The organism is Microcoleus sp. N9_A1 (assembly GCF_036701795.1).
Classification (GTDB): domain Bacteria; phylum Cyanobacteriota; class Cyanobacteriia; order Cyanobacteriales; family Microcoleaceae; genus Microcoleus.
In genome coordinates this window covers 14,738-33,736 of the sequence record NZ_JAUBRI010000045.1, presented here as the reverse complement: position 1 = coordinate 33,736, position 18,999 = coordinate 14,738, and the positions used below count along the sequence as shown (strand labels likewise).

The window sequence follows — 18,999 nt, the reverse complement described above, 5'->3', positions numbered from 1 at the left end:
AAACTAAACCTCTGGCAAATAGCATTCAACGGGAAATGGTTCCAGAGGAAAAAGAAGAGGAAGTGCAAACTAAACCTCTGGCAAATAGCATTCAACGGGAAATGGTTCCAGAGGAAAAAGAAGAGGAAGTGCAAACTAAACCTGCAACAGAGGGAAAGTCCCAGGCTGGCAGCAATTTAGAAAGTCAACTGAGTGGAACTAAGGGGGGTGGTAGCGCTTTATCGGATGAGGTGCGATCGCATATGGAACCCCGCTTTGGTGCCGATTTTAGCTCAGTCCGCGTACATACGGACAGTGCAGCAGTGCAAATGAACCGGGATTTGGGTGCACAAGCTTTTACGCATGGTAGCGATATTTACTATGGTGGGGGAAAGTCACCGGGTAAGGATGAGTTGACAGCCCATGAGTTGACTCATGTGGTGCAGCAGAATGGTGGGGCGGTGCAGCGAGATCCATTGATCCAGCGTACAGGAGGAAAACAGAACACTGATGAAGACGACATCCAGTCGGTACCGGCTGGAGATATCAAGGGGAAGAAGCAAACTCATGAAGACGACATCCAGTCGGTACCGGCTGGAGACATCAATGGGAAGAAGAAGCAAACTGTAGAAACATCTGAGGTTCCTACCGATTTTGCCCACTTACTTAAAGATATTGATATTGATAAGGATGCAAAGGAGGAAATCGTCAAGAAATTGCTGAGCAACTTTTATGCTAGGCCGGACTTTACCTACACAGGAGAGTCCAAGGGAGGGTGGAAACATGAGGGTGATTGTTCAACCCTCGTGTCACAGTTCATAGATATCGCCGGAAAATATGGAATAAAAATGACAAGAAATGAGCAACGTGAACCACTATTCATCAATGGAGGCGGAAAAATTATAGACCAAGAGAGCAAGACAGGCAATGTTGATAGCGGCAAACATTGGCTATTTGAGAACCATGTCTGGGCGGAATGGGATGGACAAAAAATAGATGTGCTTTTTGGGCAAATGGAATTAAAGCCATCCCAAAAAGTCCAGGAAGGTAGGGACGACACGTTGACAGTGGAGGGAACGACTTATTATTACACGAAAGACGCGGTGAGAAGTAGGACAAATAAGTATACAATCTATAGTGAGGATCGCTTTGATTTTGCAAATCTCAATTGTGCCCCTCGGTCCGGGCCAAAAAATAGATTTGGTACATGTACAATACTGTAAATTACGTTTAAGTGCGATCGCTGGCTCGTAGGTTGGGTTGAAGCATGAAACCCAACATCCTCGTCACTCATTCCCAATCCTATCCTCAAACTCAATCTCACCATCCGCGCCCCCATAAGCACGCCTACTCTTCATCCCGCAGATAGTGATGAAAACTCGAATAGATCCAATCCTTCGGTGCCATCAATAACCCGTGGCTCACCGGATTGTAATGAAACGTGAGTTCAACTGGCAAACATTATTCAACCGGTGTTAACGGTTTTTAGCCCAAAGGCTGAACTTTAGTTTAAAGCAGACTTTTGCAAGATGTCTATCACTCCGGCAATTCCCCAAAACGATCGCGATAGCGAGCCAATAACGTCTCCATTTCTGCCAACTCTTGCTGAGCTTGCTCCTTTTGCTGACGTTCTTGCTGTACGGCTTCTTCAGGAGTTGGTATCAACTGCCCTTCAGGGGTAAATAAGCGCAGTTTTGATTCGTGAATGCCCAAATATAACTCTAATTGCTGACTCCACAGCCTGCCATTCTCGTTCGCTACAAGTTCCTGATAACGACCACCTACCAACTGGAATCCTTTAAATTCAAGGCTATACGGGTCAAACCAAAAATAATCCGGTGTCCGAAAATTATCCTGGTAAATTTGTTTTTTTAAACCCCGGTCTGTATTGGCAGTTTTGGGTGAAAGAATCTCTACAATCACATTAGGATATTTGCCATCTTCCTCCCAAACAACCCAACTTTTACGCGGTTTGCGATCGGTTCCTAAAACTACAAAAAAGTCTGGCCCCCGAAATTTCTCTGATTTCCGTTGGCGGGGACTGTAGTAGATGGTGAGATTTCCGCAGGCATAAAAGTCATTGCGGTTTCGCCACCACGATTCCAGACATTGAAGCAGCAGCATTATTTGCCGCAGATGCAGTTCGGTTTCCAAGGGTGGCTCGTCACTTAGTAAGTCCCCGGTCGGAAATATAACATCTTCCAGGACATCTTCCGAGATTTCTAAGTCTTGGGCAACAGACATGGTAATCAGAGAAAAAGAGCAGGTATTCCTAATTCTAGCGTAGCGATTATTGTGAATCGAACTTCGAGTCGATCGGCGCGGCACCCTACACAAACATCAATCCGGTTTAGGTGGCAATTCAATTGGCGACAGTCTCTCTGGACTAGAAGGTGATGGCGAAGCACCTCCAGGTGCAGTACCTCCAGGCGCAGTACCTCCAGGCGCAGTACCTCCGGGTGTAAATGTTTGGGGTTGAGTTAAGCCCCTGGGTTCAACAGTATCGATCACCACTGATTGCGTTTTTTGTTCGCCAGCTTTATTGGTTACTCTCAGCGTAATCGTGACGCTGCTGGGAGGTTTACTGAGCGTATAAGTTTTGGAACCTTCGGGTTTTTGGACATCTCCAAACGGCAGCAATTCAACTTTAATATCTTCCCCATCTTCTACTTTCCAAGAGGCAATAATATCAACTGGTTTTCTGTCTTTATTAATTTCATAAATGTATTTAGCCTTTTCAGTAACATCCCGACCGTTGACTCGAAAATAAATAATTTTAACGGGGGTAGCTGGTTTCGGCGGTATTGGTTTAATTTTAACAAGTGGCGTATTTTTAGTAATCTCTGTAGCTCCCTCACCTTGCTTAGGAATTACGCTCAGTTTAAACGTGTAATCACCCGCTTCTTTTGCACCAGTCGGCAGATTTTGGCAAATTAAAATAGTTGTTAAAGCACAAAATTTTCTTAATTCTAGCGGCAAGATATTATTAATATTATAAATTTTTAATTTACTGTTAAGCGAACCATCAGGAGCTAGGCTTGCCAGCCTTAATTCTCTAATTTGATTGGCATCGCTAATTTTAAAACTTAGTAATATTTCTTCATTTTTAGCAACTTCATAAAAGGGTTTAGTCGATAAAATTTCGGTAATGTTCGGTATTGGTAAGGGGTTAACTGTAATGCTATCCGTTTCTTGAGTATCAGAAGGTTGATTAGGATTTTGCATGGAAAACACTTCTAATTTGTAAGTATAGTTTCCTGCTGTGGTAGGTATAACGCGGATATTTTCACATATAACCATATCTAAGTTATTCGCAAGTCCAGTTTGTACAGGACTATTCGGCTGAGTAATTAAAGGACCTGAGGATTGAATTCTACACTGATTTAACGGCAAAGTATTTTGAATTGCTAAGCCATCACTTCCTTGTTGAATAATTCTCAGTTCTTTGATTTGGCTTGGGTAACTGAGACGCCAGTTTAAAAACACTGGTTCTTTATATTCATAGTTAAGTTTGTTAGGTAAAACTTTGTCAATAAATTTTGGGATAGGCGAAGATTGAATAGTAACGGTATCGGTTTGTTTTGTATCTGAAGGTTGCGTAAGATTTTGCTTGGAAAATACTTCGAGTTTGAAAGTATAATCTCCAGGTTGAGTAAGTTTTGTAGCTACGCCTTGACAAACTAAAAATTCTCGACCTTTAATTTTTTCTATCTTGTTAGGCTTCGCTTGCATTCCTTGAGAATTCGAGTTTTGAGGATTGCAGTAAAAGAATGTCTTCTTTACACGCGAACTGTTATTTTTTTCCTGAGTTATAATTAATTTTTGTATTTGTTGGGGGTTGCTAACTATCCAATTTAGAAGCACTTGATCCCCGAGAGTTTCTAGATAAACTAGCTTGCTAGATAAAAATTGAAAAATTTTTGGCTGGTCGATTGGTTCAATTGTAATGGTATCGGTTTCTTTAGTATCGGAAGGTTTATTTTGACCTTGGGGATAAACTTCGACTTTGAAGGTATACTGGCCTGCTTGTTTGGTTTCTGTCGGTAAATTTTTGCAGTTAAGTTGATTGTCACTCTGCTGGCAAAATTGCAATAATTCGTTATAGCCGTAACTCATAATTTTACCATTTCCTTCGCGACTTTGGGGAATAATTTTTACCATAGAGAGTTTGGTGCTATTCTGAAATTTCCGGTTTTTAAACTCCCAACTACGCCAGTTAGTTAGGGTTAAATTTAAATTAACTGGTTTGGCTGCTAATTCTTGATAAACTTTTGTGACTCCTTCTAGTCGGTCGATCTTGGGTTGAATAAAAGCTTTCTGCCAAAAGAGAAATGCACCAACTGAAATCAATCCTAATAACAGCAATAGCAATAGTAAAAGAGGTAGCAAAACTTGCCACCAAGGACGCGGTTCCCAAATTAAACTTCCTTGGGGTAACTCTTTGGGAAGTGCTGAAGGTTTGGGAGTTTCAGGGAGGAATAAAACACGGTTATTTTCAAGTTGGATGTCAAAATTAAATTCTAGTGCTTTTCCCCAGAGAGGACGCCGCCACCACTTTCGAGGTTGTAGTTTAAACGGGATATTGCTGGTAGATTTTGGTGGTAGGAGTACAGCAGGAAATTCGGGGGTATAGCTAAAAACCCGATCGCGGTCGCTGGCGGCGATCGCAATTTCGCGAGTAATATTACCTTGGTTGATTAACTTTACTTCAAATTTTCCCTCCTGCGTCGGTATTCTAAGCAAAAGCGGATGCAGTTCGACATCCAATGTTTCATCGACAAGAAGTTGCAAATACACCACATCCAGCAAAACTAAATCTTCTCGGTTGCTGGAGATTAAACGGATAGTAGGAAAGTAATTGCCAGCAGTAGTAGATTGGGGTGGATGCAAAATTAGAGTAATTTCACCTGTGTTCCCTGGGTTAAGTTGTAACCCATCGGTTTCTTGCACTAAGCCAGGCGTTTCAATCTTATTCTCGGGATAGCGAACGCTATACCAATCGTTGGTTAATTCGGGACAAATTAAATAAAAGCGATCGACTCTTCTAGAGCAATTTTCTACCGTAACTTTGACTTCTAACTTTTCTCCGAAAGGGAGAAGGTAAGGGTTAGTTGAATTGGTTAATGGCTGCACGGTAAATCCTGGTTCCGTCTCCCATTCTCCATCGCGTTCAGGACGCAATACCCGTAGTTGCTGAGGACGACGAAAGAGTTTGTCTGGGTATTGAGAGGAAGCCTCGATCAAAATGTCATACTTGTATAAACCGACGTTTGCTTGCGCTGGAACTTCAAACGATAAAGTGACTTCGCACTCACCTTTGGACTCTAATCTTAGCGGATTTGGTTTACTGAAAGTACACCAACTTAGCAAAGGTTCGGATTTAGCATCTCCCACGGCAATCCAAATATCAATATCTGCATTTTTTTCGCCCAAATTTTTGACAGTTATGTCGCGTTTAGCGGTAAATCCTCTGGTAACTTGATTCGCTTCTAGAGAAAAAATGTCTTCGATGAATAGAGGGTTATTGACAGTTTGCATTGTTATTTTCGTCACTCCCATTAACACGATATAATTTGACTCTATTTTTATCATCGCCGGTTGAGATAAACAAGTTATCATCTAATGCTTTAATGTCAACACTGTTGATTCTAACGCCCGGAAATTCGGCGATAATTTTTCCGTCTTGGTATTGAGGCGATCGCTTGCGGTTCTCTAAAGGCCAAAGTACCACTCGTCCATCATCTCCTCCACTGACTAGGTAGCAACCATTTTGGCTTAAAGCAGCAGATCGAACGGGTTGGTTATCCTGACCTTGATGCCACCGATCAATAATAGCATTGTCGCAATCTAAGGGAATAACTAAATTTCCCCAACCATCAGTTTTGGAGAGGCTGAGATCGCTGCTTTCTGCGATCGCAGCGGAAGTATTATTAATACACTGGCGAATTTCATCCATGTCCCATAAACTAATATATCCTTGGTTATCAGAGGAAGCTAATAAATTTTGACTGTCGGCGAGCGCTAAACTATTGATATATTGATTTTGACCCGCGATCGGAGAAACCTTTTTATCTTCTTGCCAATCTGGCGAGGAATATTCGAGTTCGTAAATTCGGCGGTTAAACCAGTCCCACAAGGATAATTTATTGTACCGTCCGGCGATCGCAGCTAGGACATTAGGTCGTTTTTCCAGACTTTCGCTGATAGCCAGCGCATAAATAGTAAAGCGACTATTAGCAATTTGAGGTTTAATATTTGGGAAGTCTAGATTCCACTTACGCACAAGTCCACTTCCGTGACCGCTGAATAAATAACCAGAATCTTTGCTAAAAGCTAGAGCAAAAACGCGGTCTGTTCCCTGATAAATAGACCGTGGCTCGGTCTTTAATAATACATTCCAAAGTTTAATATCACCACTTTCTAATCCCGATGCAATAATATAATCTTCTCGGGGACTTTGGTGAATAACGCGCACTGATTTTTCAATTTTTTCGGCAATAAAACCTTCATATTTAAGACGGCGCATATCTAGTGACCAAGAACTTCGATTTACTTGCCAAAGTCGAATAGTTTGGTCGCTGGAAGCGCTAACAACTAAGCTGCTATTGCCAATTAAACGGACGGAATTGACAGGACCTTTATGATAATCCTGGGGATTTAGATACCACAACAACCAAAGTAGCAACAGCAGTAAAAGTACCCCCAATAGTTGCAGCCAAAATGGAATAATCGGTAAAATTTGCAGTTCTAAAACTTGGCTGCTAGGATTTGAACGAATTTGTGGCTCAGTTTGGGCCGTATTAGGATTAGTTAAAATTGGCGATACTTCAAATAAGAGTCGTCGTTTTAACCACCACCAAGGTCGTCGCTTTTTCGCCACTAAATACATCGTTTTGGCTTCACCGGGAGCAAGTTCTATTGGTTCAGGTATCTTTAAACCGCATTGCTGTACATCTTGGGCGGAAATTTGTAGGTTGATTTGTTGGGGTAAATTGCTGTTGTTAGCAAATTCCAATTCGTAAGTGGCAACTTTAGATTGTTTTTTAGCACCTTTTATTTTTATAACCGGAATTTTTTGCAGTTTATTTTTGCAAATAAACTCTACATTTCCTTGTGGTAAAAGTTCTAAAACTGCTTTTTCGTGGGGGCTACGGTTGCTAGTGTTCGATTTTGCCTCAATCGCGAAATCATATTTTCGGCTGAGTGTTCGAGTATTTTCTTCAGCCTGACACCAGAAACTTGTTTGTTGGTAGTCTCCCGCATCTATTTGCAATGTTTGTTGGGTTCCTTGAGTTATCCATTCGGGCTTTAAGCCAGATATTTTTAGTTGTACCTCCGTAGCTTTTTGGCTGAGATTATAAACTATCGCTGGAATTTCTATTTTTTCCCCAGGCAAAAGTTTAAAGTCTTTAATCGGTAGATATAGCCTTAAAGGTTTACGTGCTTTTTCAACAATTAAATTGATTTTTTGACTGGTATATAAATTGGGAAACTCGACCGAAAATACTCTTAAAGTTAGTTCAATAGTTGCATCATAAACGGGGATTGGCGGTTTGGTGATAATAACGTGAAAAGTGGTGCGATCGCCTGGGGGTTTTTTAGTAGAAACTTCGGGTTCTAGGTTGTACCATTTAACATTGGATTCTGCATCGGCCCCAATTGCTAGTAGTTCGATGTAAAAGCTGGCAAACTTGTTGCTTTCGTTGACGACAGTTACCTCGAATTCATTTTCACCATTAGCAGTTCGATCACCAGATTCAATGACGAGATCTGGGATTAATCGGATTTCCCGTTTGGAAACAATAGCTTTAACAAGATTTGGCACTTTTTGCTCTCCCATATAATTGATAATCATACCCGGTTCAGTATCTTCGCTAGTGCAAGTTTTTTTTGCGCTGTACGGGCGGGATAACCCCAAAATATTTGAAACTAGCTCAAGAGATAAATAAACCCGCCCTCCCTAAGTGCATCATTAATAAATGTCTATTGTATCAACTGTATAATCTGACGCCGACGTAGGGCAAAATGCAGGATGTTAATTCCTAACTCTTGAGCGGTACGGATGTCATTCCGATTTAGTAATTCGTCATCTAATCCCCAAGCATTTGACAAAGTGCCGGTGACTAAAATAATTCCACCTCCTTGCCAAATTTGCATGGGCGATTGATTAATATTTGGTAGAGTAGCAAACAAAAAAGGTTGGGTTTTCAGCGGATGATTGCGACTCAATTCTTGCCAAGATTGCCAATTACTTTCTAGCTCCTGGGTAATGATGTTGTTGATACTCTCGACTAGAAATTCGTTATTAGTTGGGGAATCAATTAAAATAATACCGCCCGTTTTTAAATAAGTCTTTAGCGTGTCAATTTCTGCTTCATCTAGTTCAACTATTTGCCAATCGGCGAGATAAACCAAATCATAAGGAGCGACGGATTGTGGCGTTTGCAAGCTAGCTTGTCCGATTTCTGTTTCTGCTTGCAAATGCGGGTAAAGTGCCACAACAGATTGGAGTAAAAAAGAAAGATTTTCTCGGTAGCGCTCACTCAAACTTAGCCGAGCAGTATTGTACACGTCATCTGTCTCTTTTTGTTTCATATGAGCCACTTTTATTACTGCTTGAGGTCTGGCTTGGGCTTGGATGCGGTAGCGTAAATCTAACTGATTAAATGAGGGGAATAAAACATCCGTGGGGTTTTCTAGTTTAACTATACCGGGTTGCAATTTAATTCTACACAATTCTATTTCTTTGGCAGTTGGAGGCTGAATTTTTTCGTCAAATCGCAACCATTCTCGTAACGATTCCGTCTTTTGCTGTTGTTCTGGATTGTCAGGTTCTACATAACTAACTACCAAGTAAACTGTCAAAGTTGCAGTTACAGGTGCTTCGGTTTTAATTCGATATGTTCGGTCAATAGCTTCGTCAACAACTATCGGATTTCCTTCTACATCAATCGCAATTCCTGGTTGAATTTCTAACCAACGTCGATCGCGAAATTTTGCTGCAATTTCAGAAGGTGGAGCAATTAATCTTACTCCCAATCCACAAACAATTCCCGGCTGATTGAGCGATTGATAGTGAACGTTTTGGCGGCGGCGGTGGTAATCGTGCGCCAACAGCCACCGTTGCCTATTCATCATCAAACCGTCATAAATATGAAGGCGTTCAAAAGGAGCGATCGGCGGTAGCGGAAAAGATTGATGAGTCATACAATTTTAGATTTTAGATTTTGGATTGGAGGCTGGATAAACGCTCTTGAGTAACCAATCACCAATTAGCAACGCTTTTGACTCCCATCCGGCATGATTGTACCACAAAAATTAGTATTAGTGCTTAAGTTAGTTCCACTTAAAGTTGCTCCTTTTAAATTGGCATTACTTAAATTAGCGCCTCTTAAGTCTGCATTACTCTAGTCGACCCCGCTTAAGTTGACACCGCTTAAATCAGCATTAATCAGATTAGCATTTCTTAAATTTACTTCTCTAAGTTTGGCTGTTATTAAGATGGCTTGTTGCAAATTAATTGCGTTTAAATCAGCGCCCATTAAACAAGCACCGCTCAACTTCAAGTCATCAAAATTGCTTCGGGTCAGCTTATTTTTTCTGATGCTAACTTTTAAAAAATTTACGCTTCTGAGGTTAGTACCCAGTAAATTAGTGCTGCTCAAGTAAATATCTTTAAGGTTTACATTAAATGAGCTGGCGCTATTTAAGTGGGCTCCATTCAAGTTAGTTTCAGTCAAGTCCCCTTCTCTAAAATTGGCAAAAATTAGGTTTGTATTACTCAGATTGGCGTCGCGCAAGTTAGGGCTATTGAGGTTAGCTTGATGGAGATTGGCTTGACTAAGGTTGGTTTTGCTGAGGTTGGCTTGACTGAGGTTAGTTTTAGTGAGATTAGCATTAGTGAGATTGGCATTTGTAAGCTCGGCAATAAACAAGTCTGCTGGCAATAAGTTGGCATTACTTAAGTTAATATTCTGCAAGTTGTTGCCGCTGAGGTTAGTACCTATTAAATTGGCATTTTCTAGGTTAATTTGACTGAGATTTAGGTTGCTCAAGTTCGCACCTTCTAAATCGGCTCCCCGCAGAGCTCGACCGCTGATGGATTGATTCGCAATTTCCCAGACAATACGCCACTTGCTATCAATTTCTGTTTCGTCGTTAAGTTTAGCATCTCTAAAATTTGTTCCTCTAAGATCGGCGTTTCGTAAATTAGTACCCCTGAGGTTTGCACCACGCAGGTTAGCATTGCTCAGGTTGGCATTTCTCAGATAAGCACCACTTAAGTCAGCATTACTCAAGTTGGCGTTTCTCAGATTGGCGTTTCTCAGATTGGCTTGGTGCAGGTAGATGTTTGCCAGGTTGGCGTTGCTGAGGTTACATCCCGCACAGTTTCTAGTTTCCCGCAACCGTTGCACCGCTGAGGTATCTTGCGATCGGGCTTCTGTCCCTACTCCCAACAGGTACAGCCCAGCAATCGCCGTTAACCAGTGGGTCAAAATTTTGCTTCTCATCATTTCAGCTAGCATTAGTAAAATTCATTCAGCTATGGACGCATACACTCTATATGTATTGTAAACATTGTGCACCTTACCGCTATAAGTAGTGTATCAAGCTACTTTTTGCGTAAGTCCTGTCATTGTTAAAAAATGTATTACTTTATATAAAAAATTTAAAATCTGCTATAACTTAGTTTAACGGCGCTTGAAAAAATTTTCTCAGTTTCTGCATTTGGCTGGGATATTATATGTTTAAGATATCTCCCGAACTGCTGCGATTTCTAGCTCTCGCTGTTAAGAATCGAATAAGTACAGGCCTTGACAGTCGTACCTCATGCAGGTTTATTTCTGTAGTGGCAGCATTAATGCTGCCACTACAGAAACAAAGTCTTTCGGCTGAACTTCAATCATTAGCAATGGGGGATAATCCCGCTCACTTCAGCGATAGACTGCTATCTCAAGCACGATCAGACAACTTTGGCTTAAAAGATTTTAACTTCTGGGTTGCCCAGTGTCAGGTCTTAGAAAGCGAACAGAACTATGCGGAAGCACTTGCAGCTTGCGAACAAGCACTCACCCTCAAACCAAAAAGCAAAAACCGTCAGATTTGGTCTAGTCGCAGCAATGCCCTCTTACAGTTAAAACGATACACCGAAGCGGTAAATTCCTATGATTTTTTACTGCGGTTTGACGCCAAAAATTCTCAGGCTTGGACTCGTCGTGGCGAAGCATTATATCACTTGGGTAAGTATGATGAAGCGATAGCCTCCCAGGAAAAAGCATTGCGAGTAAATGGAAATTGGGGCAATGGAACACCGGCGATTGCCTGGTATAATAGAGGTTTAGCGCAAAGAAATTTAGGGCAAAATGAAACGGCCCTGATCTCGTTCGAGCGAGCTTTAAGTATTGATCCAGATGATGCGATTGCCCAAGTTGAGCGCTGCGGCACTTTATCCGATTTAGGGAGACAGGAAGAAGCACTCGCGGCTTGCGCTCGCGCGATAGATGCGCTACCAGCGCCAGCTTTTACCAACCTCGCTATAGCGCAACAAAGGGCAGGAAAAATATTAGACGCGATCGCATCTTACGAAAAAGCTTTAGCGATTAATCCTAACGATGCTACTGTCTGGGCGAACCAAGGAATTCTATTAGAAAAATTGGGGCAGAATGAAAAAGCACTGACTTCTTATAACAAAGCCATTCAAATCAATCCTAAATCAGCTTTCGCTCAAGTCAATCGCTGCGCCACACTCAATCGATTAGCTAAGTACAAAGAAGCACTAACAGCCTGCAATAGTGCAATGAATGGAGATGGCAATTGGGGAGATAAAAATCCCGCTTATGCGTGGAATCAACATAGCAGTGCGTCGCTCGGGCTGGGGCAATACCAAGAAGCGCTGAATTCCGCTGAACGAGCTATTGATATTAATGCAAACATGGCAGAAGCTTGGAACAACAAAGGCGTCAGTTTGTGGCATTTACAAAAGTATCAAGACGCCCTGGTTGCCCTGCAAAAATCAGTGGAAATTAATCCTAACTACACTCAAGCCTGGTTCAACACTGGCAGAATATTCAGTACGTTAAGACAAAATAGTTTGGCAATCCAAGCTTACGAAAAAGCCTTTGACAGCGAGATTAATTTTCAAGCTAATTTAACCTGTAATAAAATTTTGTATAACCGAAAAAATTTAGGAATATGGCTATTGAAAGAATACGAAAAAGTTTTGGAATCAGCACAAAACTACTGCGCTGATGTTTTAGCAAACAAAAGCGTAGCATTATGGCACTTGAGCGATTACCAAAACGCCCTAAAGTCCGCAAGCCTTAGCATTGAACTTAACCCTAAATCCTTTGAAGCATGGTACAATCTAGCTGTAGTATTGGTAACTTTAAAACAGTATAATCGAGCATTATATGCCTACGAAAAAGCTAGCAGCATCAGCCCCAACAACTTTTATGTTTTGACTGGTAAAGGTTTAGCCTTAGAAGGAGTGGGGCGATATCAAGAAGCTCTCGAAGCCTTTGAAGCCGCTTTAAACATTAATCCCAATTACGAGCTAGCTCAGCAACAACGAGATTTGTTATTAGAAAAATTCAAGCTCCCAATTTGATCCAATCTGTTAGGAACCCCGCTTATGCCTAATAAAAACTCACTGCAAACAGAATTTAAATTTAGCCTCCCTAGAGGCTTAGTAGATGACCAGGAAAAAGTTCACTCCCAAGGATTTATGCGCCTTGCCACTGCCAAAGATGAAATTTATGTTCAAAAAAACCGTTTAGTTCAAGATAATCCAGCTTATGGATTTTTAGTGATGCTTTCCCTCGTAATTACCAATTTGGGCGATTTAGTTGAAGTCACGCCTGATTTGTTAGAGAATCTTTTTACCTACGATCTTGCCTATCTAAGAGAGTTTTATAACCGAATTAATCAACAGGGTATTGCATCTCTTCCTGTTAAATGTCCCAAATGCAGTAACGACTTTAATGTGGAGCTTGAACTATCGGGGGAGTCCTTCGCTACCCCCTAGACCAAGTGTATGAGGAGGTAGCCTGCATCGCATTTCATTTCCACTGGTCTTTAGAAGACATTTTGAATTTAGAACATACTAATCGCCGGCTTTGGGTAAGGCAAATCGGTTTATTGAACCCAAAGGCTTGAACGGGAGCCTGATAGAACCCATTTGAGATATTGCGATCGCTCATAGCAGTTGATCGCCCCCAAAAGCTCTTTTTTGAGGTAGTTCGACTTAACTGGAGTTTAGACTAAACAGACCTGATGAGCGCGATTGTCGCTCCACTCAAGAACGGCAACGGTCGCTGGCGACAAACTAGGAGGCTCAACCATCAGAAGGGAAAACAATGAAACCTTATTCGATTGAGTTTCGTGAGGAAATAGTTAAAATATATCAACAAGGTGATACATCAATTAGGAAAGTAGCCGCCAGATTTGATGTGAGTAAAGGGTTTGTTCAAAAAATTTTAAAACAAAAACAAACGACTGGTCATGTTCAACCCAAACAACAGGGTGGAAGCCTGAAAAGTGTGTTACACTCGCGCACAACTGAATTGACCAGATGGTGAAGAATATCCGGATAGCACGTTGTCAGAATATTGTGAATATTGGCTTATGAGCTACAAGAAAGCTATCAGCCCTAGCATGATGTCATGATGTGTCGTGAAATACAAAAACAAAATTTGACGCGAAAAAAAGACCATACGCAGCAGTAAGTCTGCCACTGAGAGAGTGCAAATTTATATGTGTGAATATTGGGAAAAAGTGAAAAATATCGACCCTAACAACCTCGTTTTTTTGGATAAAATGGGCGTTTTATTGGGGTTAACACGAACCCACGCTCGTTCAAGATATGGTAGTAGAGTCTACAATTTAAAACTATTTTATCGGGTTGGAGAAATTACAGTTGTCGGAGCAGTAAGTTTTAAAAAAGTAGTAGGAATAATGACGCTAGATGGGTCGATGGATAGTAAGGCGTTTAAAGTTTTTGTGGAACACTTTTTAGTGCCCAACTTATGGGAGGGTGCAGTCGAAGTCAATTGATAATCTACCAGCTCATAAGTTGGCGGTGCTCGAACCATTGATTCAAGCAGCGGGTGGCAGTGTACTGAATTTATCACCTCCCGAATCCTGACTTTAATCCAATCGAATTATGGTGGTCACAACTAAAAGCTTTTTTACGTCATTTCTCGCCAACTACTACCACTCCGTGTTGACGTAATACTTGGCGTATGCGCTTGAAGGAGTCAATACTAAGCACTTCAAAAACTGGTTTACAAGCTGCTGCTACTGTACTTTATGAACCTGCAATCCGCTGTAAGTGCTTGTATCATTAACCAAACATATCAATAAACCGGAATGATCTCGCCCTGCCAAAACTTGCCGACTTCTGAACCGCCGCATTAAGAAATACCCCCGACGGATGCAGTAATGCAGTATTTGCGGCAAATTCTCAGGTGTCGGGTCGGTATACACCAAGCATGAAGATAGAAGGTCACGGGCAAGCTAAGATATTCACGCAAGAGGAAATCGAGCTTTTGTTCAACGAAGGTTTGCAGAGCGACCGAGATCGCGCCCTCTTTGGAGTTTGTTTGTACACAGCTTGCCGCATTGCCGAAGCGTGCAGCTTGAAAGTCATCGATGTTTTCACCCCAGCGGGTGCCATCCGCTCCGAAATGATTATCCGTAAAGGCAACACCAAAGGCAAGCTCGGCACCCGTACTATCCCGATCATTCAAGAGTTGAGGCTGCTATTAGAAACCTACGAGCATCCCTCACACCCCTACCTATTCCCCAGCCGCCACCTCAACCACCGCTGGAAACACGCGAACCCGGAAGCCGCCTCTCACCTATTCCAAGAAGCCTGCGAAAAAGTCGGCATCATCGGCGCTTCCACTCACAGCCTCAGAAGATCGGCCCTGACTCAGATGAGCAACGCTGGGATTCCGTTGCGGATTATTCAAGAAATCAGCGGACACCGCAACTTAGAACAATTGCAGAAATACTTAGAAGTGCGGCCCGACCAAGTAAGGGGAGCCGTCTCCGCACTCTCTACCCTTTCCTACGTCAGGAAACTTCCATATCCTGATATAGCTTCCCCAACCCCACAAAATCCGTTGCCCTCTCACCAACTGTCACAAGGCCTAGCAGACTCCGCGGCCCAAGAAATTCCCGACTGGTGATCGGCTGACTGCAAGAAAAACGGATGCTCCAGCAGAATCTGCTGGGTATGAGATGCTCTACCATCCGTTTAACAGCTCTCATACTGTTCCAGAGGCAAGGAGTGCCGCTTTCCGCACGATTGGTTTACCGCATCATCTCAAACCGAGAGTAGAACAATTGACTAGCCCGTCCAAGTTCTTTAAAACCTAAAACAAAGGCTCCTACATCAGAGGAGCTTTTGTTTGTATATTGTCGAGCGGCATTGAGGTATTTTCGCTCGGCAGTGAAGGGCCAAATATCTTCGCCAGATGGGCGTTTAACAAGCGAGCTCGGGATGGTATCGGGGTGATGCCACTGCCTCTGGTGAGACTACCAAAAAGTTTTCAGGGTGAAAAACCCTGAAGACTGCATAGAATTAAGTCATCATGATTACCATGTTGAAACAGAATACAAACTGAAGAACTCGAACTTTACGACCCGCTGGCAAGCAAGTCTACTCTTAGCCTCTACCTGGTCAAAGAGCAAGAAAAATGGGTTCCTATCGAAAGCAAAGAGCTTGTTATTGGGAAACAGTTGACTCGACTGTTACAGCTTTCTCACGATTCGCGCCCCCTGCTGAAGCGCAAGGTCAAAGTTGGAGAACGGCTCACTTATACCATTTTTTTAAAGTTATGACAGACTTTAGAAAACAGGGAAAGTGGATAAATTACAATGTCTTGTCCTCCTCGATCTCTATCGGATCTTTAGAAAAATGGTATTACCACGTTAAAAAAGAGGGCAGCCCTTGGAAAGCTTACCTTGTCACTCCCTCGGACTGGGTAGTGGTCAGAGTATTTCGGTACGAAGCCGACCTATCAGAGGTTGAAGGGGATATGCCAGAGTTTCGGGACGTACAGATTGCTTACTGCGAGCGCCAGCCTTTGGCACCAGAGGAAGCTGAAGCAATGACTTATGAGATTGTTAGCCAGGTTTCTGTGGATTCCTTTGGCGGCGATAAAGAAGCTTATCAACAATTTCTTGCCAGTCAGGAGTCTAAGCAATACATCCGCGTATAAAATTTGAAAAGGCTGTTGTCAACAAGCGACCGCCCCCATCGATTAGACCCGACCAAAAAAAGAGTCCGCAGTCTTTAGAAGAGACGGCAGACAAACAAAAAATTAAAAAGTTTAAATTCATCATAGTCTAAAATCTGCCATAACTGCCACATTTGCACCAAATGCCAATCAACGGTAGTTACAGCAGAGCCGTCTCTTCTACTAAGCGCGGGTTTTCTTCAGAAAAAACCAGCACGCAGCGCTATGAGTAGCGAGAGAGGCATCTATGAACGTTGTTACAAATCAATTCTCAACTACCGCGAACCTTTGCCCCAAACACAAGAGCCACATTGAGAGCAGGGGACTGCTCAACGACTGGAGTTACGCCAACTGCCGAACCGTATCTGCTGACGAGGCATCAGTTTACTTGGGTTATACCGCCAAGTCTGGTGGCATCTTCTTTATTGGTGCAGGCACACAATTTCAGTTCAGGCCAGACAAGCCGTGGAAGTCAAGAGAAGATAAAAAGGCACCCAAGTACCGCACCCCGTTAGGGGAATATGACGCTTTTCTCCCCCAGCATCCAACCAATAAGGACTATTGGAATACTGAAAAGCTTGCAGAGCATTGCTACCACATTAACGGTCAGCCCTACATCCTACTAACTGAAGGAATCTGGAAAGCCATCGCGGGATGCAGCCACGGTTTACCTACAATTGCCTTGATGGGCATCAGCATGGGACTGACTGCCAAGAAAAACGACTTGCAAGGTCAACGCTTTCTCGTTGCCATACTCGAACACTACGCTCGTGCCGGTTTTGGGTTCATCATTGCCTTTGATGCAGATGCAGCCACCAATCCCAGCGTCATTTGGGAACAGCGGAAACTCGGCCGCCAGTTGCTTAAGTTTGGTGTACCCGTTCGCAGCATTACTGGAGAATGGGAACCAGGCACTGAAGGAGAAACTAAAGGTATGGATGATTTTATCCAGAGAAAAGGAATAGAAGAGTTCAGGCGGATGCTTATGAAGTCAATCAGCTTTCAGGAATGGGAGAGCAATCTTGACGACGAGGGTCAAAACTTCACAGCATCAAAGCCACCCACACCGAGAAAACTTGCCCGCCAGTTAGCGGAAGATTATGGGGAGAGTTGGAAATTCGACAACGAAACCAAAACTTGGCGGATTTGGACGGGCAAGCACTGGGAACGTACCGACGACGGGAATTTTAGAACCCTAGTCAAAACCACCATCGACGCGAGAAATATTGAGTACAAAGGTTCTAGCTACATCACAGACGTGCTGAGCCTGCTCACTGACGACTTACGAGTTAAGCATTGGGATATCTGGGATAGGAAGCGCTACATCGCTTTCGACGATTCGGTATGGGACAGCCTGACGGGCGGAATCCTCAAACACTCTCCGGGTACGGGCTTTACTTCCTACTTACCTTACTCGTACAAGCCGTTGACGGGAACTGACGCCTCGGCGATTGACATCCTCCGCAACAATTGCCCGAACACCTACCGATGGATGAATACGGCAATGCAGGGCGACCGCCAGAAAATCCTCAAACTGTTGGCAGTCATCAACGGATTGCTTAAGTTCCGATTTTTTGACTTGCAGATGTTCGTTCACTTAATCGGGAAACCGGGCAGCGGTAAGGGGACATTTATCAGGCTGCTTCAAAAAATAGTAGGACGAGAGAATTGGAAAGGATGCAAGCTGAAGAATATGGATGACGGCTCAACAATGGCTAGCATCATCGACAAGCAATTGGTAGCCTGTCCTGACGAGCGCACTGCTTCGGGTGTGGATGCGATATTATCCATGACTGGTGGCGATGCCGTTAGTTACCGGGAAGTGTACAAGCCGGCTTCTGATGCTTTCTTCTACGGCTTGTTAATTGTTGGAAGCAACAACCCGATTTTTGTAGGCGATACTACTGGGTTAGACCGCCGCTTGTGCTTGGTTCATTTCGATAATCCCTTACCAGCGGTGCTGCGAAATTCGAGGATTGAAGCGGCGATGGATGCAGAAATCTCTCAGCTTATTGCTGTAGCCCTCAATCTTTCTGATAGCACCGTCAGCGAGCGCATTCAAGGAGTGGGCAAAAATCAGATTGCAGAATTCAAACTCCAAGAATGGGATATGAAGGTGCAAACCAACAGTGTCGCGGCTCACTTCGACGATTGTTTGATTGTAGACCCGACTGCTTCGACGCCGACTGGCAAAATCTACGAACACTATAAAAATTGGTGCGACTCCAATCTCAAGGCAGTTTCTCATATCAAGTATCCCAAGATGCTCTCGGAACTCTGCAACGATTATCTGGAGCTTAGCTCCGTCAAGTGGAGACGCTCCGGCGGTCGCAGTTGGTTTGAAGGATTGAGGTTCCGCACTGAAGGGGAAACATCACCCACTCATTCCGATTCACTTTCAGCGCTTATTCCCCAGAATTTCCCCACTGATACGGGGTGCAACACAGAGCTAAACGTGGTTGATACGGGGTTAAAACGGGATTCTGAATCCTTATCAGACGGGAATTACAGCTATTTACAGGGTTTAGAAGCTCAAAGTTCTTGTGAAAAGTTAGAGTCTTCTTCTCCGTTGACTGAGGAAAGTCAAATCACAAGTCATCACTTTTGTGAAAAGTTAGAGTTTTCTTCTTCGTTGGCTGAGGAAAGTCAAATCACAAGTCATCACTTTTGTGAAAAGTTAGAGTCTTCTTCTGGGTTGACTGAGGAAAGTCAAATCACAAGTCATCACTTTTGTGAAAAGTTAGAGTCTTCTTCTGGGTTGACTGAGGAAAGTCAA

Annotated in this window: 13 protein-coding genes and 1 pseudogene; 9 read left to right on the top strand and 5 right to left on the bottom strand. The window is 43.0% G+C overall.

Annotated features, from left to right (window positions below):
- Positions 1-1,202, top strand: a 1,202-nt coding sequence (locus QUA58_RS20070; RefSeq protein WP_333395514.1) for a DUF4157 domain-containing protein, incomplete at its 5' end; no start/stop codon positions are given.
- Between the two features lie 313 nt (positions 1,203-1,515).
- On the opposite strand, the gene QUA58_RS20065 is transcribed toward QUA58_RS20070, so the two are convergent.
- The 5 genes and pseudogenes from QUA58_RS20065 to QUA58_RS20045 form a co-directional block, all read right to left on the bottom strand.
- Entirely contained in the window at positions 1,516-2,223 is a 708-nt protein-coding gene (locus QUA58_RS20065) for a Uma2 family endonuclease (protein WP_333395512.1), read from the bottom strand.
- A 96-nt stretch (positions 2,224-2,319) separates the two neighbouring features.
- On the bottom strand, positions 2,320-5,517 hold the full coding sequence (locus tag QUA58_RS20060; RefSeq protein ID WP_333395510.1) for a hypothetical protein: 3,198 nt from the start codon (positions 5,515-5,517) through the stop codon (positions 2,320-2,322).
- Positions 5,501-7,834, bottom strand: a complete 2,334-nt coding sequence (locus QUA58_RS20055; RefSeq protein WP_333395509.1) for a hypothetical protein — start codon at positions 7,832-7,834, stop codon at positions 5,501-5,503. The genes QUA58_RS20060 and QUA58_RS20055 overlap by 17 nt, the downstream gene beginning before the upstream one ends.
- Positions 7,835-7,962: 128 nt before the next feature.
- The gene (locus QUA58_RS20050; RefSeq protein ID WP_333395507.1) at positions 7,963-9,186 is read right to left on the bottom strand and encodes a DUF4159 domain-containing protein; all 1,224 of its coding nucleotides are present in this window, start codon (positions 9,184-9,186) and stop codon (positions 7,963-7,965) included.
- 65 nt (positions 9,187-9,251) lie between these two features.
- Positions 9,252-10,394 (bottom strand): annotated as a pseudogene (locus QUA58_RS20045) (pentapeptide repeat-containing protein).
- A gap of 329 nt (positions 10,395-10,723) precedes the next feature.
- On the opposite strand from QUA58_RS20045, the gene QUA58_RS20040 reads away from it, so the two are divergent.
- The 8 genes from QUA58_RS20040 to QUA58_RS20005 form a co-directional block, all read left to right on the top strand.
- Positions 10,724-12,586 (top strand): tetratricopeptide repeat protein, encoded by a 1,863-nt coding sequence (locus QUA58_RS20040; RefSeq protein WP_333395505.1) that lies wholly within the window; start codon positions 10,724-10,726, stop codon positions 12,584-12,586.
- Between the two features lie 24 nt (positions 12,587-12,610).
- On the top strand, positions 12,611-13,003 hold the full coding sequence (locus QUA58_RS20035) for a phage tail assembly protein (protein ID WP_333395503.1): 393 nt from the start codon (positions 12,611-12,613) through the stop codon (positions 13,001-13,003).
- 5 nt (positions 13,004-13,008) lie between these two features.
- Positions 13,009-13,134 (top strand): DUF6760 family protein, encoded by a 126-nt coding sequence (locus QUA58_RS20030; RefSeq protein WP_332957685.1) that lies wholly within the window; start codon positions 13,009-13,011, stop codon positions 13,132-13,134.
- A gap of 200 nt (positions 13,135-13,334) precedes the next feature.
- Entirely contained in the window at positions 13,335-13,556 is a 222-nt protein-coding gene (locus QUA58_RS20025; RefSeq protein WP_333395501.1) for a helix-turn-helix domain-containing protein, read from the top strand.
- Between the two features lie 175 nt (positions 13,557-13,731).
- Positions 13,732-14,031 carry a hypothetical protein gene (locus QUA58_RS20020; RefSeq protein ID WP_333395500.1) on the top strand — a complete coding sequence of 100 codons (300 nt, stop codon included), beginning with the start codon at positions 13,732-13,734 and terminating at the stop codon, positions 14,029-14,031.
- Between the two features lie 437 nt (positions 14,032-14,468).
- Positions 14,469-15,170 (top strand): site-specific integrase, encoded by a 702-nt coding sequence (locus tag QUA58_RS20015; protein WP_333395498.1) that lies wholly within the window; start codon positions 14,469-14,471, stop codon positions 15,168-15,170.
- Between the two features lie 510 nt (positions 15,171-15,680).
- A complete protein-coding gene (locus tag QUA58_RS20010) occupies positions 15,681-16,205 on the top strand; it encodes a hypothetical protein (protein WP_333395497.1) in 525 nt (174 codons plus the stop codon).
- Positions 16,206-16,470: 265 nt separating this feature from the next.
- Positions 16,471-18,999: DUF3854 domain-containing protein (locus QUA58_RS20005; protein WP_333395495.1), on the top strand; the 2,529-nt coding region annotated here is incomplete at its 3' end.